22 protein-coding genes, 2 tRNA genes and 1 pseudogene are annotated in these 22647 nt (G+C 71.7%); 10 read left to right on the forward strand and 15 right to left on the reverse strand.

Features of this window, described 5'->3' with window-relative positions:
* Nucleotides 1–3 precede the first annotated feature (3 nt).
* The 9 genes from CWN80_RS01290 to tig all read right to left on the reverse strand — a co-directional run bounded on the left by CWN80_RS01290 (nt 4) and on the right by tig (nt 9872).
* Nucleotides 4–735, reverse strand: a complete 732-nt coding sequence (locus CWN80_RS01290) for a hypothetical protein (RefSeq protein ID WP_007926024.1) — start codon at nt 733–735, stop codon at nt 4–6.
* A 101-nt stretch (nt 736–836) separates the two neighbouring features.
* Nucleotides 837–2114 carry an ATP-dependent Clp protease ATP-binding subunit ClpX gene (gene clpX / locus CWN80_RS01295; RefSeq protein WP_007926023.1) on the reverse strand — a complete coding sequence of 426 codons (1278 nt, stop codon included), beginning with the start codon at nt 2112–2114 and terminating at the stop codon, nt 837–839.
* A 267-nt stretch (nt 2115–2381) separates the two neighbouring features.
* On the reverse strand, nt 2382–3056 hold the full coding sequence (locus CWN80_RS01300) for an ATP-dependent Clp protease proteolytic subunit (protein WP_007926022.1): 675 nt from the start codon (nt 3054–3056) through the stop codon (nt 2382–2384).
* 31 nt (nt 3057–3087) lie between these two features.
* Nucleotides 3088–3666, reverse strand: coding sequence for an ATP-dependent Clp protease proteolytic subunit (locus tag CWN80_RS01305; RefSeq protein WP_051987910.1), 579 nt, complete (start codon nt 3664–3666; stop codon nt 3088–3090).
* A gap of 291 nt (nt 3667–3957) precedes the next feature.
* Nucleotides 3958–4089, reverse strand: a complete 132-nt coding sequence (locus CWN80_RS15915; RefSeq protein WP_259911850.1) for a hypothetical protein — start codon at nt 4087–4089, stop codon at nt 3958–3960.
* A 126-nt stretch (nt 4090–4215) separates the two neighbouring features.
* A complete protein-coding gene (treS, locus tag CWN80_RS01310; protein ID WP_128276752.1) occupies nt 4216–6471 on the reverse strand; it encodes a maltose alpha-D-glucosyltransferase in 2256 nt (751 codons plus the stop codon).
* Between the two features lie 9 nt (nt 6472–6480).
* Nucleotides 6481–7197, reverse strand: a complete 717-nt coding sequence (locus CWN80_RS01315; protein ID WP_007926020.1) for a PaaI family thioesterase — start codon at nt 7195–7197, stop codon at nt 6481–6483.
* Between the two features lie 64 nt (nt 7198–7261).
* Nucleotides 7262–8473 (reverse strand): MFS transporter, encoded by a 1212-nt coding sequence (locus CWN80_RS01320; RefSeq protein ID WP_238148011.1) that lies wholly within the window; start codon nt 8471–8473, stop codon nt 7262–7264.
* A 40-nt stretch (nt 8474–8513) separates the two neighbouring features.
* Entirely contained in the window at nt 8514–9872 is a 1359-nt protein-coding gene (tig, locus tag CWN80_RS01325; RefSeq protein WP_128276753.1) for a trigger factor, read from the reverse strand.
* A gap of 263 nt (nt 9873–10135) precedes the next feature.
* Between tig and CWN80_RS01330 the strand changes: the two genes are divergently transcribed.
* Nucleotides 10136–10657 carry a hypothetical protein gene (locus tag CWN80_RS01330; protein ID WP_007926016.1) on the forward strand — a complete coding sequence of 174 codons (522 nt, stop codon included), beginning with the start codon at nt 10136–10138 and terminating at the stop codon, nt 10655–10657.
* 24 nt (nt 10658–10681) lie between these two features.
* Here the strand turns inward: CWN80_RS01330 and CWN80_RS01335 are convergent.
* Nucleotides 10682–10755, reverse strand: a tRNA-Pro gene (locus tag CWN80_RS01335).
* Between the two features lie 88 nt (nt 10756–10843).
* On the opposite strand from CWN80_RS01335, the gene CWN80_RS01340 reads away from it, so the two are divergent.
* Nucleotides 10844–10917 (forward strand) — tRNA-Gly (locus CWN80_RS01340).
* A 99-nt stretch (nt 10918–11016) separates the two neighbouring features.
* Nucleotides 11017–11211: pseudogene (locus tag CWN80_RS15260) on the forward strand (AMIN-like domain-containing (lipo)protein); the annotation flags it as partial.
* A 42-nt stretch (nt 11212–11253) separates the two neighbouring features.
* Here the strand turns inward: CWN80_RS15260 and trmB are convergent.
* The 4 genes from trmB to CWN80_RS01360 all read right to left on the reverse strand — a co-directional run bounded on the left by trmB (nt 11254) and on the right by CWN80_RS01360 (nt 14325).
* Nucleotides 11254–11973, reverse strand: a complete 720-nt coding sequence (trmB, locus tag CWN80_RS01345; protein WP_007926013.1) for a tRNA (guanosine(46)-N7)-methyltransferase TrmB — start codon at nt 11971–11973, stop codon at nt 11254–11256.
* A 32-nt stretch (nt 11974–12005) separates the two neighbouring features.
* On the reverse strand, nt 12006–13040 hold the full coding sequence (locus tag CWN80_RS01350) for a PP2C family protein-serine/threonine phosphatase (protein ID WP_128276754.1): 1035 nt from the start codon (nt 13038–13040) through the stop codon (nt 12006–12008).
* Between the two features lie 203 nt (nt 13041–13243).
* On the reverse strand, nt 13244–13711 hold the full coding sequence (locus CWN80_RS01355) for a ribose-5-phosphate isomerase (RefSeq protein ID WP_007926011.1): 468 nt from the start codon (nt 13709–13711) through the stop codon (nt 13244–13246).
* A gap of 11 nt (nt 13712–13722) precedes the next feature.
* Nucleotides 13723–14325, reverse strand: a complete 603-nt coding sequence (locus CWN80_RS01360; RefSeq protein ID WP_007926010.1) for a mycothiol-dependent nitroreductase Rv2466c family protein — start codon at nt 14323–14325, stop codon at nt 13723–13725.
* Between the two features lie 73 nt (nt 14326–14398).
* Between CWN80_RS01360 and pepN the strand changes: the two genes are divergently transcribed.
* The 7 genes from pepN to CWN80_RS01395 are packed head-to-tail and all read left to right on the forward strand — an operon-like array spanning nt 14399 to nt 21794.
* Nucleotides 14399–16963 carry an aminopeptidase N gene (pepN, locus tag CWN80_RS01365; protein WP_007926009.1) on the forward strand — a complete coding sequence of 855 codons (2565 nt, stop codon included), beginning with the start codon at nt 14399–14401 and terminating at the stop codon, nt 16961–16963.
* Nucleotides 16960–17877 (forward strand): mechanosensitive ion channel family protein, encoded by a 918-nt coding sequence (locus CWN80_RS01370; RefSeq protein ID WP_007926008.1) that lies wholly within the window; start codon nt 16960–16962, stop codon nt 17875–17877. Before pepN ends, CWN80_RS01370 begins: the two co-directional genes overlap by 4 nt.
* Before the next feature lie 44 nt (nt 17878–17921).
* A complete protein-coding gene (locus CWN80_RS01375) occupies nt 17922–18326 on the forward strand; it encodes a globin (RefSeq protein WP_007926007.1) in 405 nt (134 codons plus the stop codon).
* On the forward strand, nt 18323–20014 hold the full coding sequence (locus CWN80_RS01380) for a glycoside hydrolase family 13 protein (protein ID WP_128276755.1): 1692 nt from the start codon (nt 18323–18325) through the stop codon (nt 20012–20014). Before CWN80_RS01375 ends, CWN80_RS01380 begins: the two co-directional genes overlap by 4 nt.
* The gene (locus tag CWN80_RS01385) at nt 20014–20565 is read left to right on the forward strand and encodes a dienelactone hydrolase family protein (RefSeq protein ID WP_051987892.1); all 552 of its coding nucleotides are present in this window, start codon (nt 20014–20016) and stop codon (nt 20563–20565) included. The genes CWN80_RS01380 and CWN80_RS01385 overlap by 1 nt, the downstream gene beginning before the upstream one ends.
* A 40-nt stretch (nt 20566–20605) precedes the next feature.
* Complete coding sequence (locus CWN80_RS01390) at nt 20606–20950, forward strand: VOC family protein (protein ID WP_007926005.1); 345 nt, start codon at nt 20606–20608, stop codon at nt 20948–20950.
* 46 nt (nt 20951–20996) lie between these two features.
* Complete coding sequence (locus CWN80_RS01395) at nt 20997–21794, forward strand: glycerophosphodiester phosphodiesterase family protein (RefSeq protein WP_128276756.1); 798 nt, start codon at nt 20997–20999, stop codon at nt 21792–21794.
* A gap of 44 nt (nt 21795–21838) precedes the next feature.
* Here CWN80_RS01395 and CWN80_RS01400 read toward each other — a convergent pair whose 3' ends face one another.
* A complete protein-coding gene (locus CWN80_RS01400) occupies nt 21839–22627 on the reverse strand; it encodes an inositol monophosphatase family protein (protein WP_007926001.1) in 789 nt (262 codons plus the stop codon).
* Nucleotides 22628–22647 lie beyond the last annotated feature (20 nt).

The following is a 22647-nucleotide window of genomic DNA, read 5'->3' on the forward strand; positions in this document are numbered from 1 at the left end:
CGCTCACACCGAGTCGGGGTCGGCCTCCCGCAGCAGGTCGGGCGAGGGCTCGGGGGCCAGCCGGGGCACCCGCCACGGGCTGGTCGCCGGTGACCCGTCGACCACCCGGCGGTGACCGGTGGGCTGGACGAGGATCCACGGCACCGACCACCCGCCCAAGCGCAGCCGACGCCGGGCGAAGGCGTCTTCGTCGAGGAGCTGCACGCTCCCGCTGGCCGGCTCGTAGACGTCGAGCGCATCGGCTCGCTGCCCCGGCAGCACGAGCGTGACGTGCCGCGGCAGCAGGCGGCTGCCGACGTAGAGCGCCGCCGGCTCCCCGTCGACGACGAGGTCGAGCAGGCGGCGGTAGCGGGCGCGCAGCGACTCCTCGGAGTGCCCACGCACGGACACGAGGCGGTAGCGCGTCCCCACGCGCGAGGCACCCTGCTCGAGCTCACGACGCAGTCCCCACGGTGGCGTCCCGAGCGCCCGTGGCCAGCCCAGCGCCAGGGTGCCGCTCGACCCGCGCCAGCCATTGGTCCGGGCGTGGACGGTGCGCTCCCAGGCGGCGAAGCGCTCGGCCTGGGTGCTCCCTTCGGCCCCGGGGACGGGCTGGCCCTCACCGGCGGTGATCCAGCGGGCGAAGGGAGCGTCGACGAGCATGCGGGCGACCGTGGCGCAAGCGGACCCGCAGGTCGTCGGGCTCTGCTGCCGGGGACCCGAGGAACCCTGGACGAGTCGGTAGGGGGCGCTCACAGCCACATCTTGTCAGGCTTCGAGACCGCCGCGGGCGGCCTCCTCAGCCAGCGTGGTGGGCGTAGGCGGCCGCGGGCAGTCTCCTCAGCCGGCGAGGTGGGTCAGGCGGAGCGCTTGTGCTTGCGCTTGCCGCTCTCCTCGTGGCGCACGATCGTCGGCAGGACGTTGTCGCGGACGACCTCGGCGGTGACGACGATCTGCTTGATGCCGTCGTCGCTCGGGGTGTCGAACATGACCGGCATGAGGACCTCCTCGAGGATCGCGCGCAGCCCGCGGGCACCCGTGGCGCGGGAGATCGCGGAGTCGGCGATCGCCTCGAGGGCGTCGTCGGTGAACTCGAGCTCGACCCCGTCGATGGCAAACATCTTGCGGTACTGCTTGACGAGCGCGTTCTTCGGCTCGGCGAGGATCTGGACGAGCGCCTCGCGGTCGAGCGGCGTGACGGTCGTGATGATCGGCAGGCGGCCGATGAACTCGGGGATGAGGCCGAACTTCATCAGGTCCTCGGGCATGACGTCGGTGATCGCCTGGGCGAGGTCGGTCGCCTTGTGCAGCTCGGAGCCGAAGCCCAGCCCCTTCTTGCCGACGCGCGACTCGATGATCTTTTCCAACCCGGCGAAGGCCCCGCCGACGATGAAGAGGACATTGGTCGTGTCGATCTGGATGAACTCCTGGTGCGGGTGCTTGCGCCCGCCCTGCGGAGGCACCGACGCCGTCGTGCCCTCGAGGATCTTCAGCAGCGCCTGCTGCACGCCCTCGCCGGAGACGTCACGGGTGATCGACGGATTTTCGGACTTGCGGGCCACCTTGTCGATCTCGTCGATGTAGATGATCCCCTGCTCGGCCTTCTTGGTGTCGTAGTCCGCGGCCTGGATGAGCTTGAGCAGGATGTTTTCGACGTCTTCGCCGACGTAGCCGGCCTCCGTCAGGGCCGTCGCGTCGGCGATGGCGAAGGGGACGTTGAGCATCCGCGCGAGGGTCTGGGCGAGGTAGGTCTTGCCGCAGCCGGTCGGGCCGATGAGCAGGATGTTGGACTTCGCGATGTCGACGTGGTCCTCGTCGCGCTTGGCGGCGGCGCCCTCGTCTGCCTGGATGCGCTTGTAGTGGTTGTAGACGGCGACGGCGAGCGCCTTCTTCGCCGTGTCCTGGCCGATGATGTAGGTCTCGAGGAAGTCGAAGATCTCGCGCGGCTTGGGCAGCTCGTCGAGGCCGAGGTCACCGCCGTCGGTGAGCTCCTCCTCGATGATCTCGTTGCACAGGTCGATGCACTCGTCGCAGATGTACACCCCGGGCCCGGCGATGAGCTTCTTGACCTGCTTCTGGGACTTGCCGCAGAAGGAGCACTTGAGCAGATCGCCGCTCTCTCCGACTCGTGCCACGTCAGGTGTCCTCTCGATCCCGGGTCGACCACGGTGGGCCGCGTGCCTCGACGGTACCCAAAGCGGTCCGTCTCAGGACCCATTGGACACCGTCCGACGGGGGCGCGTCGCGCCGTTCCGCTGACAGCGGAACGGGCCGGTCAGACCGGTCGCTCCCGCATGTCGTCCTGCAGTTCAGGGTCGGGCACGACGAAGGGCCCCGGCTTCCCGGGGCCCTTCGTGGTGGTGTCGCGCGAACTGCAGGACGACACGCCGTGCGCGGCGCGCTCAGTCCTCCAGGGAGGCCTTGCGCGGGGTGAGCACCTCGTCGATGAGGCCGTACTCCTTGGCCTCCGCGGCCGAGAGGATCTTGTCGCGCTCGATGTCCTCGCGGACCTCCTCGGCGGTCTTGCCCGAGTGCTTGGCCCAGGTCTCCTCGAGCCAGGTGCGCATGCGCAGCACCTCGTTGGCCTGGATCTCGATGTCGGAGGCCTGGCCGTACTCACCGCCGGCGAGGGCCGGCTGGTGGATGAGCACGCGCGCATTGGGCAGGGCGAAGCGCTTGCCCGGGGCGCCGGCACCGAGGAGCACCGCCGCGGCGGAGGCAGCCTGACCGATGACGAAGGTCTGGATGTCCGGGCGGATGTACTGCATGGTGTCGTAGATCGCCGTCATGGCGGTGAACGAGCCACCGGGGCTGTTGATGTACATGAGGATGTCGCGCTCGGGCTCCATCGACTCGAGGACGAGGAGCTGGGCGATGATGTCGTCGGCCGAGGCGTCGTCGACCTGCACGCCGAGGAAGATGATCCGGTCCTCGAAGAGCTTGGTGTACGGATCCATCCGCTTCATGCCGTACGAGGTGCGCTCCTCGAAGTTGGGCAGGACGTAGCGGTTGGACGGCCCCGGGCGAAGGGGGGCACCCCCGGGCTGGTGGGTGCGCAGCTGGGCGTCGAAGTTCATGGTGTCTCCTGGAGGGCTCGCGGGTCGGGGCTCAGTCGCTGACCGGGTTGTCGGCCCGGCCGGCCTGGTCGGAGCGCTCGAAGACGTGGTCGACGAAGCCGTACTCCTTGGCCTCCTGGGCGCCGAACCAGCGGTCGCGGTCGGAGTCCTTGTGGATCTGCTCGACGCTCTGCCCGGTGTGCTCGGCGATGAGCTCGGCCATCTGCGTCTTGACGAAGAGCATCTGCTCGGCCTGGATCTTGATGTCCGAGGCGGTGCCGCCGATGCCGCCCGAGGGCTGGTGCATCATCACGCGGGCGTGGGGCGTCGCGTACCGCTTGCCCTGGGTGCCGGCGGAGAGGAGGAACTGGCCCATCGAGGCGGCCAGGCCCATCGCGACGGTCGCGACGTCGTTGGGGATCCACTTCATCGTGTCGTAGATCGCCATGCCGGCGGAGATGGAGCCACCGGGGCTGTTGATGTACAGCCAGATGTCCTTCTCCGGGTCCTCCGCGGCGAGGAGGAGCATCTGCGCGCAGATGGCGTTGGCGTTGTCGTCTCGCACATCCGAGCCGAGGAAGATGATGCGCTCCTTGAGGAGGCGCTGGTAGATGTGGTCGTCGAGACCCATCCCGCCCTGCGGGCCGGCCGCGACGATCTCGCTGCTGTTGCTCACGCTCACTCGCTTCTCCGCCGTGGGGCGGTTGCTCTCGTGGTTCACGACTTTCACTGACCCTAACGCCCGCTCCCTGCGCATGTTTCCCGCCTCCCGCACGTGTTCGCCCTGAGCGCAACGTCGGCCACGGCTCAGGTGTTGTCGTCGTCCTGGTGGTCGTCGCTCGAGTCGTCGTCGGAGGGCGACGGGCGAAGGGGGACTGGCGAAGGGTGGTGCGGTGCCGCGGCCGTGGCCGTGACTCCGACCTCAGAAGACGAGGTTGAGGAGCACGGTGAGGACGACGCTCGCGAGTATCGAGAAGAGGATCATCGCGAGGCACCCGGGTGCACCGCCGAGGGGGCGGATCTGGACGCGGCGCCGGTTCGGGTCGTGGGTCACGTCCCGACGGTAACCCACCCTGACCTGCGCAAACAGGTGCGGAACTCCTCCTTCGTCCCCTCCGCCCGGATCCGCCGAGGATCCTGACGAGGCGCCTGCGAACATTCCCCGGCGGATGACAGAAACCTAGGCAAGTTCGGATCTGGGGGCGGTGACGAGGAGGGCGAGGCCGGCGAAGCCGTCGAGCTCGACGTGGAAACCGTGCAGTTGGTCGACCTCGCCGAAGGCCGACCCGTCGCCCATGTCCATCAGGCGGGAGCCGGGCTCGAGGTGCTCGCTGATCACCGTGCCGCTGATCGGCTCCTCGCCGAAGTTGAGCACGGTCACCTGCAGCTGACCGGGCACCTGCTCGTAGGCGTGGACCATGACGAGCATCGCGGGGTGGGCGACGTCGGGCACGTCGACCTGGCGGGTCGTCGCGATGGCGAAGTACCCGCGCAGGTGGAGCAGGTCCCGCAGCCGGGAGACGAAGGATGTCGGGTCGTCGAGCTGGGCGTCGATCGGGCCGTGGAGGGTGCGGGCCCGGGGCATGCCCGAGGCCGAGGCACTGGCCTGAGGCGCCACGTCGAGCAGGTCGTAGGCGGGCCGGTGGATCCAGCGCGTGTCACCCTCGCGGACGAGCTCGGCGATGTCGTCGACCGGCACCGGCAGCGCCCCGACGAGGTCCCATCCGGACAGGGCGAAGACCCCGGGCTGGAGCGCGTTGAACATCGCGAGCAGCAGGTGGGCCCGCCGGACCCGCTCGACGTCCGTCTCCGTCAGGGCGTCGAGGTCGCGCAGCCCGAGCGCGGCGGTGACGACGGAGGCCGTCGTCGAGGCGATGCCGTTGGTCGTGAAGACGAGGTTGTAGGGCGCCGCCTCGCCCGTCAGGGCGTCGGTGAGCTCCTGCCGGATCGTCTCGGCGAGCTGGGCCCCCTTCGTCGTCCGCCCGCGGAAGGTGAAGTCGTCGTCGCGGTGCCGGCTGGCGAAGTGGACGAGCTCGTAGGTCAGCTCGTCGTGGTTCTGCAGGGCGTGGACGAGGCCGGCGGCGTCGACCCCGAGATCCATCGCCTGCCGCAGGCAGAGCCGGAGGAACTCGGTCTCCCCCGTCGCCAGGGCGTGGTGGTAGGCGGGCCGGGTGACGAAGTCGTAGGAGAGGTCGGCCCCGCCGGTGGCGGTGTCGCGGATGTCCTCGATCGACAGGTTGAGCTCCTGGAAGGTGAAGCCGCCGACCTTGCGCACCATCGACCCGATCAGCTGGTTGGCCGCCAGCGAGAGCGGGTGACCCTCCGACCAGGCCGGCCCCTCGAGCGAGCGCTCCACGCCGAGGAAGCCGTTGGCGTCCAGCCGCAGTCCGCCCGAGCCGAGGTCGCCGAGGCTGTGCAGCGCGTCGCCGATGACCAGCCGCATCCCGGCGAAGGTGGGGTCGAGCCAGTTGATCGACGGCTGCCCCTCCTTGAAGTAGTGCAAGTAGACCCAGCGTCGGGTCACGCCGTCGGGGCCGGTCACGGGGGCGGTGGCCGACCAGTTGGTGTCCTTCAGGCCGGGGACGTGGAAGATCACCCGTTGCAGGGCGCCGATGATGTGGCCGGCCTCGGCGAGCGCCGCCTCGGCGGCCTCGTGGAGGTTGACCGAGTCGCGGCCGGCCGGCACGTCGGGCAGGAGGTGCCAGTCCTCCTGCGGGATCGCGACCATGTGGTAAATGCCCGGGTAGTCGTCGACGCCGAGCTCGGCGAGGCGGAAGTCGGCGCCCTTGCCGGTGTGGCCGGGGACGATGTCGTCGATGACGGTGCCCTCGTGCTCCGCGGCGACCCGGCACATCTCCCGGTAGTCCTCCTCGCTGCCGAAGAGCTCGTCGATGTGGGTGGACACCCGGTCGAAGTGACCGTCGACGCTCGGCGTCGGGCTCCACCCCGACAGCCCGCCGGCCCGCTTGACCGGCCCGGTGTGCAGGGCGTGGATACCGATCCGCTCGAAGGTGCGCCACAGGTGCGGGTCGGCGAGCGAGCCGAGGAAGGAGGCGCCGGCCGGCGTGATCATCGAGATCGGGTAGGCGGTGAACCACACGGAGGCGGTCTCGACCGCGGCCCGCGGGTCCGGCTGCGCGTACGGGTTCTGCCACATCGAGCCCAGCCCGGTGAGCTGCGCCGCGATCTCCTTCGCGTCCTGCAGCATCGACTGCCCCCGCAACCACTCGACGTAGACGGGGTTGGACCCGAGCGGCTCGCCCGAGCGCACCTGGTCGGCCGAGGGTGCGCCCTGCGGGCGCAGGCGGGCTCGGGGCCGCAGAGCCCGTGGCCGGGCCGGGAAGAAGATCCGGGCGAAGTCGGGCTCGCCCCGGTCCTCCACCTCGAGGGCCACCGGCTGCTCCGGCTCGGGCACGACCTCGTCAGGGGACGTCATGCCGCCACGCTACGGGGTGCTCGACCCCGGCGTCTCCTCGCCCGCGGAGGGGACGTCGATGGCGTCCGCGGCCGGCGTCGACACGTGCTCCCGGGCCCAGCGCGGCACGACGAAGAGGGCCTCGACCTCGGCGGTCACCCGGCCCTGGTCGTCGCGGATGTCGCCGCGGACGAAGGTCTTCCACCCGTCGACGCGCTCGACCCACGCGCTGCAGACGAGCTCGCGCCCCAGGAGCGTGGGGCGGCGGTAGGTCGTGTTGAGGTAGGCGGTCAGACCGGGCTTGCCGAGCCGCGCGGGGACGGAGCCTGCGACCTGGTCGAGGACGGCGGCCACGATGCCGCCGTGGACGCACCCCGGCGGGCCCTCGTAGGCCGCGCCGAGGGTGAAGGTGCACGTCGTGCGCCCGGTGTCGTCGCCGGTCACCCGCAGCGGCGGCGCGATGGGGTTGCGCATCCCGACCATGGGGTTGCCGTGGTCGCGCAGCCGCCCGTCGCTGGCCGTCTCGACACCGAGCGGCCCCTCCTGGGCGACCTCCAGGAGCCGCCCGGCGAGCGCCTCGACCTGCGCGGTGACCTCGGCGAGCGTCGCGTCGTCGACGCGGGTGCGCACGACGGCGTCGACGAGCCGGCCCGTGGTGCGGGCGAGCTCGGCCTGGACGCGCTCGGTCGCGGCCAGCGCCTCCGGGTCCTCGACGGCGAAGGGGGAGACGAAGGTCCCGTCGGTCATGCGTCCTCCTCGTGGGGCGGGGTTGAACACTCGTACAACCGCATCACCCTAGGGTAATGCGGATTCAGGTCCGGGCCGACTCCCGCTCCCGCACCGCCGGCACGGCGACGAAGGCGGGGACGGCGAGCAGGCCGACGACGAGCAGCGAACGCAGCACCCCCGTGTGATCACCGATCATCCCGAGCACGGGCGGACCGACGATGAAGGCCAGGTAGCCGATCGTCGAGACGACCGACAGGCGGGCCGCCGCCCGCGCCGGGTCGTCCGCGGCCGCACTCATGCCGGTCGGGAAGCCCAGGCTCGCCCCGACGCCCCACAGGACAACCCCGACGAAGGCGGTCGCCGTGGTGCCGAGGACGACGAGCATGGAGCCGAGGACGGCGAGGGCGAAGAGCACCCGCAGCACGAGCACCCGGTCGTAGCGATCGAGCAGACGCACCCCGAGCAGGCGCCCGGCGGTCATCGCCGCGAGGAAGGTCGCGAAGGCGAGCACCCCCACCTCCTCCGGCTGGTCGTGACCCTCGGTCACCGCGAGCGCGATCCAGTCGTTGGCGGTGCCCTCGGTGAGGGCCGCGACGAGCACGACGAGCCCGATGAGGAGCGTGCGCGGCTCGAGCCAGGCGCTGCGGGGTCGCTCGGGCGCCGGACCCCCCTCGCCGACCTCGAGCAGGCGCGGCAGGAACCGTCGCGGGGCGAGCAGCCCCGCGACGAGGGCGAGCGCCGCGGCCCCGGCGAGGTGGCCGAGCACCGGCGCGCCCAGACGCACCACCCCCGCCGCGACGAGCGCGCCGAGCACGGTGCCGCCGGAGAAGAAGGCGTGGAAGACCGGCATGATCGTGCGCCCGAGGCGCTGCTCGACGGCGGCACCCTCGTGGTTCATCGCGACGTCCCACAGCGAGATGCCGACGGAGACGACGAAGATCGCGGCGGCGGTCACTGCGACGTCGCCCAGGACGTCGACGGCCAGCCCCACCGAGAGCAGTCCGACGACCACGGTGACGACACCGATCATCACCGTGCGGGCGGCGCCGACGGCGGTGATGACCCGCCCGGCCAGCGGCAGGGCGAGCACCGACCCGAGCGCACCGACGAGCAGGGTGCGCCCCAGCTCACCGGGCGTGAGGTCGAGCTGCTCCCGGATCGCGGGGATGCGCGAGGCCCACGACGCGAAGGCGAAGCCGCTCACGGCGAAGGTCGCCAGCACGGCGTTGCGGGCGGTGGTCACGTCTGCGGCCTGCATCCGACGCTCCTCGGGACGGACGAAGGGGGTCGCCACCGGTCATCCGGCGGCGACCCCCTTCGTCGGGGTGCTGGGGTCAGGCCTGCTCGTCGGCGGTCTCCGCCTCGACGGCCTCGGTGCCCTCGTCGTCGGCGTCGAGGTCCTCGACGTCGGTGACGGCGCGCTCGGACTCGGGGACGATGTCGTCGAGGTCGATCGCGTTGCCGTCGGCGTCGACGATCTTGGCCTTGTCGAGCGCGGCGGCGAGCGCCTTGCGGCGGGCGACCTCACCGACCATGGCCTCGACCTGGCCCTGCTGGTCGAGCAGCTGGGCGAACTGGTTGGGGTCCATGCCGTACTGCTGCGACTGCATGACGAGGTACTCGATGAGCTCGGGCTGGCCGACCTCGATCTCCTCGGCCGTGGCGAGGGCGTCGAGCAGGAACTGCGTCGTGAGCGTCTTGCGGGTCGACTCGTCGACCTCGGCGCGGTGCTCGTCGTCCTCGAGGCGCCCCTCCTGCTCGAGGTGCTGGTGGATCTCGGCCTCGACGATGCCCTCGGGCAGCGGGATCTCGGTGTTGTTGAGCAGGTGGTCGAGGACCTTGTCGCGGGCCTGGATGCCCTGCTCGAACTTCTTGGCCTGCTCGGCCTGCTTGGTGAGGTCGGCACGCAGCTCGTCGGCGGTGTCGAACTCGGAGGCCATCTGGGCAAAGTCGTCGTCGACCTCGGGCAGCTCGCGGACCTTGACCGACTGGACCGTCACGGTGCAGCTGGCGTCCTGGCCGGCCTGGTCGCCACCGGCGAGGGGGGCGGTGAAGTCCTTGGTCTCGCCGGCGGTCATGCCGACGAGGGCCTCGTCGATGCCCTGGAGCATGTTGCCGGAGCCGACCTCGTAGGAGACGCCCTCGACGGAGTCGATCTCGTCGCCGTCGATCTCGGCCTTGAGGTCGATGGAGACGAAGTCGCCGGTCTCGACGGCGCGGTCGACGCCCACGAGGGTGCCGAAGCGCTCGCGCAGCTCGGTGAGCTTGGCCTCGACGTCCTCGTCGGTGACCTCGAGGTTGTCGACCGTGATCTCGATGCCGTCGTAGTCGGGCAGCGTGATCTCGGGGCGCACGTCGACCTCGACGGTGAACTTCAGCTGCTCTCCGTCAGCCATCGGCACCTCGGTGATGTCGACCTCGGGCTGGCCGATCGGGCTGACACCGGTCTCGTCGACGGCCTTGCCGAAGAACTCGGGCAGGGCCTCGTTGACGGCCTCCTGGATGACCGCGCCCTTGCCGACGCGCTGCTCGATGATCCGAGCGGGCACCTTGCCGGCGCGGAAGCCGGGGACCTGGATCTGGCTCCCGATGGTCTTCAGGGCCGCGTCGACGTGCGGCTGGAGCTCCTCGCTCGGGACCTCGACGGTCAGCTTGACCCGGGTCGGGCTGAGGTTCTCGACGGCACTCTTCACTGCAGGCACTCCACACGATCTGGACGACGAAGGGGGTTGGGGCGCAGGCCTTCGCGTCGGTTGGACGACTCTCGGGCGCGCACGCACCGTCCCGGTGGTCCGGGACACGGAGATCCACTGTATCCGCTGACCGCCCGCAAGCCGAATGCACGCCTACCTTGGCATCCGCGCGCTCGAGCGCCGGCTCGACCGCGCGGGCGAACGGTCAGGACTGTCCACAGCCCTGGGCCTGCAGCCGGCCGGTCCCCGCTAGGTTCGGGCGCATGACCAGCACACCTGCGCAACCCGCCGCACGCGTCCAGTCCCTGCGCATCCTCGCCGGGAGCCTCATCGGCGCGCTCCCCCTCTTCGCGGTCGTCGCCGTGGTGGTGCTCGGGACCGACGAGTACCCGTCCGCCTTCACCGCTGCCGTGCTCTTCGGGCTCAACGTCGCCGCCTTCGCCGTCGCCGAGGCCGTCGGCTACCGCGCCCCGGCGATCCCGCGCAGCACCGAGCCCGAGGCGGCGCTGTCCCTGGCCCTCGACGCGATGCAGCAGACGACCATCACCCGCTTCGCGATCACCGAGGCGCCGGCGATCCTGTCCCTCGTGTGGGCCTTCGCCACCGGCAGCGCGTGGGCCTACCTCGTCGGAGGCTTCTGGGCGCTGCTGTCGATGGCCTGGCACGTGTGGCCGACCCAGCGCATCACGGCCAGGCTCGAGCGCGGGCTGCACGCCGAGGGCGTCCACTCGGGCCTGTCGGAGGCCTTCGGCGGAGCGAGCACGCCCGGCTACCAGCAGTACTGAGCCAGCGGCTGCAGCAGCCAGCGGTCGGGGTAGCCGGATTCGAACCGACGACCTTCCGCTCCCAAAGCGGACGCGCTACCAACCTGCGCCATACCCCGTGACGCGTCCCGATTGTGACCGGGCCGCGAGCGGGGTCTAGGCTAGCCCCTGCTCTTCCACCCGTGCAGCGCAGTCGGTGGCGAGCGCGCGGGCGTAGCTCAATGGTAGAGCCCCAGTCTTCCAAACTGGCTACGCGGGTTCGATTCCCGTCGCCCGCTCCAGTGTCCTGAGTCGCGACATCGTTGACACGGTGTCGCGGCTCAGGACTTTTCTGATGCGCGGACAGCCCGGCGTCGTTGGTGTCGCTTGGTCCCCCTTCTCCGGGCAACCGGGTGACGTCAACGCCGCCGGGATCGTCCTACCGCACCCTCCGCCAGGTGGCGTGGGGCGGCAGCTGGGAGGGGCAGACGACGATCGGCGTCGGCACGCGCGCCCGGCTGCCCTTCAAGGTCACCGAGCTCACCGGCCCCGGTGACTCGACCCGCCTCGTCATCGACGTCGCCCACACCTGGTGACGCACCCGCCGACCGGGTGGTCCTCGACCGGCCCCGTCGCGGTCAGCCCGCCTCGGTGACCCGGAACTCGTGGATCGCCCGGCCGGCCGCACGGCCCTTGTCCTCGAAGCCCGCGCTGGGCCGCCAGGCCGGCCGCTCCCCCTCGACCACCGCGACCCGGGGGTGCTGCGAGAGCTGCTCACGCACGTGCTCGGCATAGCTCGCGTGGTCGGTAGCGACGAGCAGGTGGCCACCGGGCCGCAGCCGCTCGAGCACCAGGTCGAGGGTGTCCTGCTGGACGAAGCGCCGCTTGGCGTGGCGCGCCTTGGGCCACGGGTCGGGGAAGAAGAGGTGCACGGCCTCGAGCTGGTCGCGGCCGACGCACTCGATGAGGTACTCCAGGGCGTCGCCGCGGAAGGTCCGCACGTTGTCCAGGCCCTCGCGCTCGGCCTTTTCCATGAGCGTGGCCACGCCCGGCACGTGCACCTCGGCCGCGATGATCCCGTTCTCGGGGTGCTCGCGGGCGTAGGCGACCGCGGCTTCGCCGTAGCCGGACCCGATCTCCAGCACGACGGGCAGGTCGCGGCCGAAGACCTGCGTCGGGTCCAGGGGCGTCGTCGGGACGGCGTAGCGCGGCAGCAGCCGCTCCATGAGCTCCTCGACTCGCGGCGACATCCGCCAGCGCGGGGTGAAGGTGCGCACGGTCGCCCGGTACCGACCGTCCGCCGTGCGCGGGGTGTCGGTCAGGGGCAGCTTGTGCGGGTCGGGCTCGGAGGAGGTCACGGCGCTCAAGGATACGGCCCCGACGAAGGGGGTCAGTCGCGCCAGATGAGCACGGCGGCGCGGTCGTCCTCGTCGCCGGCGCGTCCGCCCGCCACGAGCCGCTTGGTCAGACCCGCGAAACCCTCGCGCAGCCGCGCCTCGGCCTCACCGAGCATCCAGTCGATGCCGTCGTCGAGGTCGCGCACGCGCGACTCGATGATGCCGTCGGTGTAGACGAGCAGCGCGTCACCGCGCTGCAGCACGGCACGCGACTGCGGGTAGGTGGCTCCGGCCACGAAGCCCAGGGCCGGGCCACGTGCCTCGTCGAGCGCCGACCAGCGGCCGCTCCCGGCGTCGTAGTGCATCGCCGGCGGGTGGCCGGCCGAGGCCACGAGCACCTCGCCCGTGGCCATGTCGAGGCAGACGTGCACGGCGGTCGCGAAGCCCTCGTCCCAGCCGTCCCGCTCGAGGAACTCGTTGGCCATCGGCAGCACGTGCTGGGGCTCGGTCGTGCCGATGACCCCGCCGAGTGCGCCCGCGAGGACGAGCGCGCGGGTGCCGGCCTCCTGCCCCTTGCCGCTGACGTCGGCCAGCACGACCTCGAGGCTGCGACCGCAGCGGCTGCGGGTCGTCACGTTGAAGTCACCGGCGAAGGCATTGCCGTGGGCCGTCGCGAAGGATCGCTCGGCGTGCCAGCCGCGCTCGAGCGCGGGGATCTCGCCCATCTTCAGCAGGCGGGTCCGCAGGTCGCCGAGCATCCGGTCACCGGCAAAGGTGGCCACGCCGTGGCTGGCCCGCGAGGTCGCCAGCACGTAGAGCAGGCCGAGGGAGATGAGCAGCGGCAGCTGCCGGGTCCAGCTGCCCTGACCGACCACGACCGAGTAGGCGACGTAGGCGAGGACCACGCCGAAGACCAGTCGGACCTCGCGGATCGGGCACAGGGTCGTCGCGACGAGGCAGGGGGGCACGAGCGTGACGAGCGGGACGGCGTCGGGCCAGGTGTGGTGGGCCAGGGCGACGAGGACGAGGGCGGTCAGCACCGCGACGAGCAGCGGTGTGCCCTCCACCGCGGGCAGGGTGCGCGTCATCCGCCGTCCCTCGGCCCACGCAGGGAGCCGACCGGGCAAGATCGCGGACACTCGGCGGCCCCTCCCCTGTCGGTCGTCACGGCGTCTCGTGGCACCGTGACCGCACCTTAGGCACCGATTCGCCTGTCTGGGAAGCCTTGCAACCAAAGTGAGACCCCCCGGGCTCGCCGCGCGGGGGGTCTCACCTGCTATGGGACGTGTGGTCAGGGCAGCGGCGGGACCGTGCCGTCGGCCTCGAAGGCCGAGATCATGTCGATGCGCCGCTGGTGACGCTCCTCGCCGGTGAAGTCGGTCGCGAGGAAGACGCGCACCATCTCCTTGGACTCCTCGACGGACTGCATCCGGCCGCCCATCGACAGGATCTGGGCGTCGTTGTGCTCGCGGGCCAGCTTGGCCAGCTCGGCGTTGTAGCACAACGCCGCTCGGATGCCGGCGACCTTGTTGGCCGCCATCTGCTCGCCGTTGCCGGAGCCGCCGAGGACGATGCCGCGGCTGCCCGGGTCGGCCGCAACGGCCTGGGCCGCACGGATGACGAAGACCGGGTAGTCGTCGACGGCGTCGTACTCGAAGGGACCGTGGTCGGTGACCTCGTGCCCCTCGTCGGCGAGGAAGGTCAGCAGCTCCTGGTGCAGTTCGAATGCGGCGTGGTCGCCACCGATGTGGACGCGCAAGTCAGTACCTCTCAGTCGAAGATCGGGTCGCGGGTGCGGGAGCGCTTGAGCTCGAAGAAGCCGTCGGTCCCGGCGACGAGCACGCATCCGTCGAAGAGGCGGCCGGCGGCCTCCCCCTTCGGCGCGGGCGAGACGACGGGGCCGAAGAAGGCGACGCCCTCCACGGAGATCACCGGGGTGCCGACGTCGTCACCGACGAGGGCGATGGCGCGGTCGTGGCTCTCGCGGAGGAAGGCGTCGTGCTCGTCGGTGTCGGCGGCCTCGATGAGCTCGGCCGGCAGCCCGACCTCGGCGAGCGCGGCCGCGGTGGCGGCGACGAAGTCGCGCTCGCCGCCGAGGTGCAGGCGGGTCCCGATGGCGTCGTACAGCGGCTTGGTCACCTCGTCGCCGTGCGCCTTGCGGGCGGCCGCGATGACCCGGACCGGGGCCCAGCCACGGTCCATCATCTCGCGGTACTCGTCGGGGAGGTCACGCCCTTCGTTGAGGACGGACAGGCTCATCTGCGACCACGTCACAGAGACGTCCCGGACCTCCTCGACCTCCATGAGCCACCGGCTCGTCATCCACGCCCACGGGCACAGCGGGTCGAACCACATCTCCACGGTCTGCGTCATGACGCCATCGTCTCAGACGCGCCGCGGCGCTGTGACAGCATGAGCGAAAAGTCGTACGGCAAAGGAGCAACACGTGCCCGGGAAGAACCTCACCCGTGAGGAGGCCGCCGAGCGGGCCTCGCTCGTCACGGTCGACCGTCACGAGATCACCCTCGACCTGACGACGTCGGAGACGACCTTCGCCACGACGAGCACGATCCACTTCACGGCGAAGGGAGGGTCCGCCACCTTCGTCGACTTCATCGGTGAGTCCGTGGAGTCGGTCGAGCTCAACGGCACGCAGCTGGACGCCGCCGCGGTCTTCGCCGACCACCGCATCCGCCTCGACGACCTCGCCGAGGACAACGTCGTGACGATCGCGGCGACCGGTCGCTACATGAACACCGGCGAGGGCCTGCACCGCTTCGTCGACCCGGTCGACGGCGAGGTCTACCTCTACACGCAGTTCGAGGTGCCCGACAGCCGCCGGATGTACCCGGTCTTCGAGCAGCCGGACCTCAAGGCGAGCTTCACCCTCACCGTCACCGCGCCGGCGCACTGGCAGGTCATCGGCAACAGCCCGACCCCCGAGCCGACCCTCGTGCAGGACGCAGCGGGGCGGGACCTGGCGCAGTGGGCCTTCGCGCCGACGGAGCGGATGAGCAGCTACATCACCGCCCTCGTCGCCGGCCCCTACGACGTCGTCCGCGACTCGCTCACCTCGCGGGACAAGGAGGTGCCGCTCGGCATCTTCTGCCGCAAGTCGCTCACCCAGTACCTCGACGCCGACAACCTCTTCGCCCTGACGAAGGCGGGCTTCGCCTTCTTCGAGGAGGAGTTCGACCGCGCCTACCCCTTCACGAAGTACGACCAGGTCTTCACGCCGGAGTACAACATGGGCGCGATGGAGAACGCGGGCTGCGTGACCTTCCACGAGATGTACGTCTTCCGCTCCAAGGTGCCCGACGCCCTCGTCGAGCGTCGCGCCCTCACCGTGCTCCACGAGCTGGCCCACATGTGGTTCGGCAACCTCGTGACGATGAAGTGGTGGAACGACCTGTGGCTCAACGAGTCCTTCGCCGAGTGGGCCTCGACGACCTGCCAGGCCGAGGCCACCGAGTGGGCCGACGCGTGGACGACCTTCTGCACCCATGAGAAGGCCTGGGCCTACCGCCAGGACCAGCTGAGCTCGACCCACCCGATCGTCGCCCCGATCCGCGACCTCGCCGACGTCGAGGTCAACTTCGACGGCATCACCTACGCCAAGGGTGCGTCCGTGCTCAAGCAGCTCGTCGCCTACGTCGGCCGGGAGCCCTTCCGCGACGGGCTGCGCGCGTACTTCGCCAAGCACGCCTGGGGCAACACGACGCTCGACGACCTCCTCGACGAGCTCGAGGCGACCTCGGGGCGCGACCTGCGCGCCTGGTCGAAGCTGTGGCTCGAGACCGCCGGGGTCAACACCCTGCGTCCGCTCGTCGAGGTCGACGACCGCGGCTACTACGTCGACGCCGTCATCGAGCAGACCTTCGCCGAGGGCTTCGAGACGCTGCGCCCGCACCGTCTGGCCGTCGGTCTCTACGACCTCGTCGACGGTGTGCTGCAGCGCCGCGAGCGCATCGAGGTGGACGTCGACGGCGAGCACACGCCGCTCGCCCAGCTCGTGGGGCAGCGCCAGCCCGACCTGCTGCTGCTCAACGACGACGACCTGACGTACGCCAAGCTGCGGCTCGACGAGCGCTCTCTCGCGACGCTGCTCGCGCACCCAACGGCCTTCGCCGACTCGCTGCCCGCGTCGCTGGCCCTCGCCTCGGCGTGGGACATGACGCGCGACGGCGAGATGGCCGCCCGCTCCTACGTCGAGCTCGTCCTGCCCGTGCTCGACGGGCTGAGCGACTCGGTGCTGCTGCGAGCGCTCATCGGTCAGGTCTCGACCGCCGTGCTCACCTACAGCTCCCCCGAGCACCGCGAGACGACCCGTCAGCAGGTCGTCGCCCACCTCGCCGAGCTCGCTCGGCGCGCTGCGCCGGGCAGCGACGCCCAGCTGCAGCTCGTCACCGGTCACGCGGGTCTGCTCGCCCCCGGCGACGACACCGCCTTCGTCGCGGGCCTGCTCGACGGCAGCGCCCCGCTCGAGGGCCTGGCCGTCGACACCGACATGCGGTGGACCCTGCTCACCGGCCTGGCCGCCGCCGGCGAGGCCGACGCGGACGCCGTGGCCACGGAGGCGAAGGGGGACAACACCGCCACCGGTCGTGAGCGTGCCGCCCGCGCCGCCGCGAGCATCCCGACCGCCGAGGCCAAGGAGGCCGCCTGGCAGGCGGGGGTCGTCGCCACCGACACCCCCAACTCGGTCGTCGACGCCCACGGGCTCGGCTTCGGCCGCACGGCGGACCCGGCGCTGCTCACCCCCTTCGTCCAGCGGTACCACGACGTGCTCGAGGAGGTGTGGTCCGCGCGGACCCACGCCATCGCCGAGGGCATCGTCATCGGCTTCTACCCGATGACCCTCGCCGGCCCGGAGCTGCTCGCGACGACGCAGGCCTGGCTCGACGAGCACCCGGACGCGCCGGCGGGGCTGCGCCGCACCGTCGCCGAGAGCCGGGACGCGGTCGCGCGTGCAGTTGCTGCTCAGGAGCGTGACGCAGACTCGGTCGGATGATCGACATGTCCTCGTTGCCCGCCGTCGACCTGACCTGGGAGTCCACCGCGGACTGGCTGCTCGGCGCGCCGCTGAAGATCGTCGTGACCATCGCGGTGGCCTTCCTCGCGCGGTGGCTCGCCCACCGGGCGATCACCCGAGCCGTCTCGGCCTCGATCGCCCGGAGCGAGGCCTCCCGCGCCAAGCGGGAGCGCCGCGGCGCGAACCGCGACGCGACGACGGCGCGGGAGCGCTACCGCCAGCGGACCCTGACGATGGGCTCGCTGCTGCGGTCCATCGCGACCTTCGCCATCGCGGTCATCACCGTGCTCACCGTGATGTCGCTGTGCGGGATCCCACTCGCGCCGCTGCTGGCCTCCGCCGGTGTCGGCGGTGTCGCGCTGGGCTTCGGCGCGCAGGCCCTCGTCAAGGACTTCCTCTCCGGCATCTTCATGATCCTCGAGGACCAGTACGGCGTCGGCGACCTCATCGACACCGGTGAGGCCGTCGGCACCGTCGAGGAGGTCACGCTGCGCGTCACCCGCCTGCGCGACCCCGACGGGGTCGTCTGGTACGTCCGCAACGGCGAGATCATCCGGATCGGCAACCGCAGCCAGGGCTGGTCGACGGTCCTCGTCGACATCCCCTTCAACTACCGCGAGGACGTCGAGCGTGTCATCGGCATCATCCGTACCGAGGTCGCGAAGATCGACAAGGAACCCCACTGGTCGCAGGTGCTGCGCGAGGAGCTGCAGGTCCTCGGCGTCGAGTCGATCACCGGCGGCACCGTCACCGTGCGCATCCTCGCGCGCTGCGCCCCCGACCAGAACTGGGGCATCCAGCGCGAGATCCGCCGCCGGGTCAAGGAGGTCTTCGACCGCGAAGGCATCGCCGGGCCGCCGATCCCGACCGTCGGCGGGCAGCACCAGATCTGACCGCCCCTCGGGCAGTGGTGGGCGCACCTGACAGACTGACGGGCATGTTCGCCCAGCCCGGAGACAGCTTCTACGAGCAGGTCGGGGGGCACGAGACCTTCGTGCGCCTCGTGCGTGCCTTCTACGAGGGCGTGGCCGGCGACGAGCCGCTGCGAGCCCTCTACCCCGAGGAGGACCTCGGGCCGGCGGAGGTGCGGCTGCGGATGTTCCTCGAGCAGTACTTCGGCGGGCCCGGCACCTACAGCCAGGAGCGCGGGCACCCCCGACTGCGCATGCGGCACGTGCCCTATGCCGTCACCCCGGACATGCGTGACCGGTGGATGCGGCACATGATGGCGGCCATGGACAGCCTCGAGCTGCCCGAGGCCCACGACGCCGCGATGCGCGACTACTTCCGACGAGCCGCCGACACGCTCGTCAACGCCGACGAGGACGGACAGCGCCTGTGACCGCGACCCTGCCGACCCACGAGATCCACGCCGCCGACCCCGCGGACAGCCCGTGGTGGCGCGATGCCGTGATCTACCAGATCTACCCGCGCTCGTGGGCCGACGGCGACGGCGACGGCGTCGGCGACCTGCCGGGCATCACCTCCCGGCTGGAGCACCTGCGTGACCTCGGTGTCGACGCGGTGTGGCTCTCCCCCTTCTACCGGTCGCCCCAGCGCGACGCCGGCTACGACGTCGCCGACCACCGCGACGTCGACCCGCTCTTCGGCACCCTCGCCGACGCGGACACGATGATCGCCCGGGCCCACGAGCTCGGGCTGCGCGTCGTCGTCGACCTCGTGCCCAACCACACCTCCTCCGACCACGCGTGGTTCCAGCAGGCCCTGGCCGCCGGCCCCGGCAGCCCCGAGCGGGCCCGCTACGTCTTCCGGGACGGGCTCGGCGACGACGGGTCGCAGCCCCCGACGGACTGGCTGGCCAACTTCGGCGGCGGCGCCTGGACCCGGGTGACCGAGCCCGACGGCTCCCCCGGGCAGTGGTACCTCCACCTCTTCGACCCGAGCCAGCCCGACCTCGACTGGACCAACCCGCAGGTGCGCGAGGACTTCGAGACGACGCTGCGCTTCTGGCTCGACCGCGGGGTCGACGGATTTCGCGTCGACGTCGCCCACGGCCTCGTCAAGGACCAGACCTTCCCGAGCTTCGGCAAGCACCCCGGCGGGCTCATGGAGGTGACCCACGAGGCCCCCTACTGGGACCAGGACGGGGTCCACGAGATCTACCGGGCATGGCGCGAGCTGCTCGACGGCTACGGCGAACCGGCCCGGATCATGTGCGCGGAGGCCTGGGTCAACCCCGCCGACCGGCTCGCCCGCTACGTGCGCTCCGACGAGTTCCACCAGGCCTTCAACTTCGACTTCCTCGAGACCCAGTGGCAGGCCGGTCCGCTGGGCGCGGCGATCCGCCGCTCGCTCGCGGCCAACGACTCCGTCGGTGCCCCGTCGACCTGGGTGTTGAGCAACCACGACGTGCTGCGCCACGCGAGCCGCTTCGGGCTGCCCGACGGTCGACCCCGCCCCAACGGGATCGGCGCCGACGACCCGCAGCCGGACGCCGAGCGCGGCCTGCGCCGGGCCCGTGCGGCGACGACGCTCATGCTCGCCCTCCCCGGCGGCGCCTACGTCTACCAGGGCGAGGAGCTCGGCCTGCCCGAGCACACGAGCCTGCCCGACGAGGTGCGCCAGGACCCGACCTTCGCCCGGACCGGCGGAGTGGAGCTCGGGCGTGACGGCTGCCGTGTCCCCATGGCCTGGGAGCAGGGCGCCCCCGCCCTGGGCTTCTCCCCCACCGGTGCCGCGTGGCTGCCTCAGCCGGCGGCCTACTCCGACCTGGCGGTCGACGCCCAGACCGGGGTCGAGGGGTCGACGCTCGAGCTCTACCGCACCCTCCTGCGGCTGCGCCGCGAGCGGCGCCTCGGGCTGGCGGCCCTCGCCGAGGTCGAGGGGCCGGGCGACGACGTCCTCGGCTACGTCGCCACCGCACCGGACGGGGCCCGCACCCTCGTCGTGGCCAACCTCTCCACCGAGCAGATCGGGCTGCCCGAGGGCGCCAGCGTCCTCGTCGCCTCCGGCGAGCTCGTCGACGGACGGGTCCCCGCCGACACGGCCGTCTGGGCCGAGCTGCCCTGATGGCCGACGTCCTGCTCCTGCACTCCGCCCTCGGGCTGCGGCCGGGCGTGCACGCCTTCGCCGACCTGCTGCGCGAGTGCGGCCACGAGGTGACCGTCCCCGACTACTACGAGGGGCACGTCTTCGACGAGGAGGCGCCGGGCATCGCGCACCGCGACGCCCACCCCGAGTACTTCGAGACCGTCCGCGAGCTCGCCGCGGCCCTACCGCCGGTGACGGTGCTCGCCGGATTTTCGCTCGGCGCGTGGTTCGCCCAGCGGCTCGCCGCACGTCGTCCACGCGCCCGCGCCGCGATCCTGCTCCACTCCGTCGCGGCCCCGCGGCACGACTGGTCCGGCGTGCCGGTGCAGGTGCACCGCCACGCCGACGACCCGTGGATCGCCCCATCGGACGTGTCCCTGCTGGGGGCGGCGGTCGAGGCGAGCGGGGCTCCCTTCGAGGACCACGTGGCACCCGGCCACGGCCACCTCTTCACCGACCCCGACCTCCCCGGGTACGAGGCGGCGGTGACGGCGGCGACGATCGAGCGGATCGACGCCTTCATCGACTGAGGTCTCGACCGCAGTCAGAGGCCGTCGCTACGGTCGGGGCATGACCCTCACGCTCGGCATGATCACGACCGACACGACGGACGCCCTGCGGCTCGGCACCTGGTGGGCCGAGCAGACGGGCGGAGAGGTCCGCGAGACCAACGACGGGTGGTTCGTCACCGTCCAGCTGCCCGGTGGCCCGATGCTCTCCTTCCAGCGGGTCGACGACCCGACGCCGGGGAAGAACCGGCTGCACCTCGACCTCGGGGCATCTGACCTCGATGCCGAGGTCGAGCGGCTCACCGGCGTCGGCGCCTCGGTCGTCGAGCCGCGCCGGATGGGCGACTTCCGGTGGGTGACGATGGCCGACCCCGACGGCAACGAGTTCTGCGTCGCCGAGCACTGAGCCCTGGGGACGACGGGGTGCCCGTCCCGACGAGTAGCGTGACCACGTGAGGTCCGCGAGCGACTACCCCTACTTTGACCAGGCGACGCCGCTCGCGCTCGCGCACCGGGGCGGCTCGACCTACGCCCCCAACGTCGGTCGCGAAAACACCGTCCACGCCTTCCGGCAGGCCGTCGACCTCGGCTACCGCTACCTCGAGACCGACGTTCACGCGACGGCCGACGGGCAGCTCGTCGCCTTCCACGACGACGTGCTCGACCGGGTGACCGACGCCTGCGGTGCCATCGCCGAGCTGCCCTGGAGCGAAATCTCCGCAGCCCGCATCCACGGCCTTGACGCCGTCCCCACGCTGGACGAGCTCTTCGAGACCTTCCCCCAAGCACGCTTCAACATCGACATCAAGGCGCCGGGGGCCATCGGGCCGCTCGTCGACGCCATCCGCCGCCATGACGCCACCGACCGGGTGTGCATCGGGTCCTTCGACGACGCCCGGCTCCGGCTCGTGCGCCGCGACCTCGGCCCACGCCTGGCCACCTCGGCCGGGCCGCGCGACGTCGCGCTCACACGGCTGCTGCCCCGCGTGGTGACCCGCCTGCTCCGCTCCCCCTCGCAGGCGCTGCAGATCCCGGTCTCGCAGCGGGTCGGACGGGCGAGCATCACCCTCGTCACGCCCCGCCTCGTCGCCGCCGCGCACGCGCTGGGCAAGCAGGTGCACGTGTGGACCATCGACGACCCCGACGAGATGCACCGGCTGCTCGACCTCGGGGTCGACGGCATCGTCACCGACCGCATCGACATCCTGCGGGACGTGCTCGCGGAGCGGGGCCACCCGCTTCGCCCGTGACGGTGTGCGGCCGGCGCCGCTGCCTCGGGACCCGCAGCTGCGCGTCAGGACTGCAGCGCCGCGGCGACCTGGCCCACGGCCGTCGGCCGACCGGCGACGCTCCACACGTGCCCGCGGGCCTCGACCTGATCGGCGCGCCCGCCGGCGGCGGTGACGAGCGCTGCGCCGGGCAGCCAGTCCCACTCGGGGACCGACTGCTGGGCCCAGACGCCGAGGCGCCCGGCCGCGACGGCCGCGAGGTCGCACGAGCCGGAGCCGAACATCCGCACGGTGGCCGCGCCGGAGAGCGCCGCGAGCCAGGGCTCGCGCAGGGAGTCGTCGGGCAGGACGGCGGGGTGGAGATAGGTCGCCATGGCGACCTCGGCCAGCGGCAGGTCGGCCAGCTCACCCACCGCGGTGCCGTTGAGGCGCGTCGGCAGGCCACGACCGCCGATCCACGACTCGTCGACCGCTGGCTGGTGGACGGCGCCGAGCACGAGGCCCTCGCCGTCGCGCAGGGCGAGCGCGCTGCACCAGGTGCCGAGCCCGGAGAGGAAGTTGTAGGTCCCGTCGACCGGGTCGATGACCCAGGTCCGGCCGGAGCGGGACGGCGCCTCGGCGCCTTCCTCCCCGACGATGCCGTCGTCGGGGCGCAGGCGACGCAGGGTGCTCTCGACGAGCTCCTCGGCCGCGTGGTCAGCGGCCGTGACGACGTCGGAGATCGAGGTCTTGTGCTGCGCGCGCAGGCCCTCCGAGCGCATGCGGGCGGCGAGCATCGCCGCCTGCCGGGTCAGGGCCGCCGCGAGGGCCGCGTCGTCGATGTCGGTGGGCAGGTCGGCGAGGTGATCGTCCACGCCCCCAGCCTATGGGGGCG

The sequence above is a fragment of the Janibacter hoylei PVAS-1 genome (assembly GCF_004025845.1).
Taxonomy (GTDB): Bacteria; Actinomycetota; Actinomycetes; order Actinomycetales; family Dermatophilaceae; genus Janibacter; species Janibacter hoylei.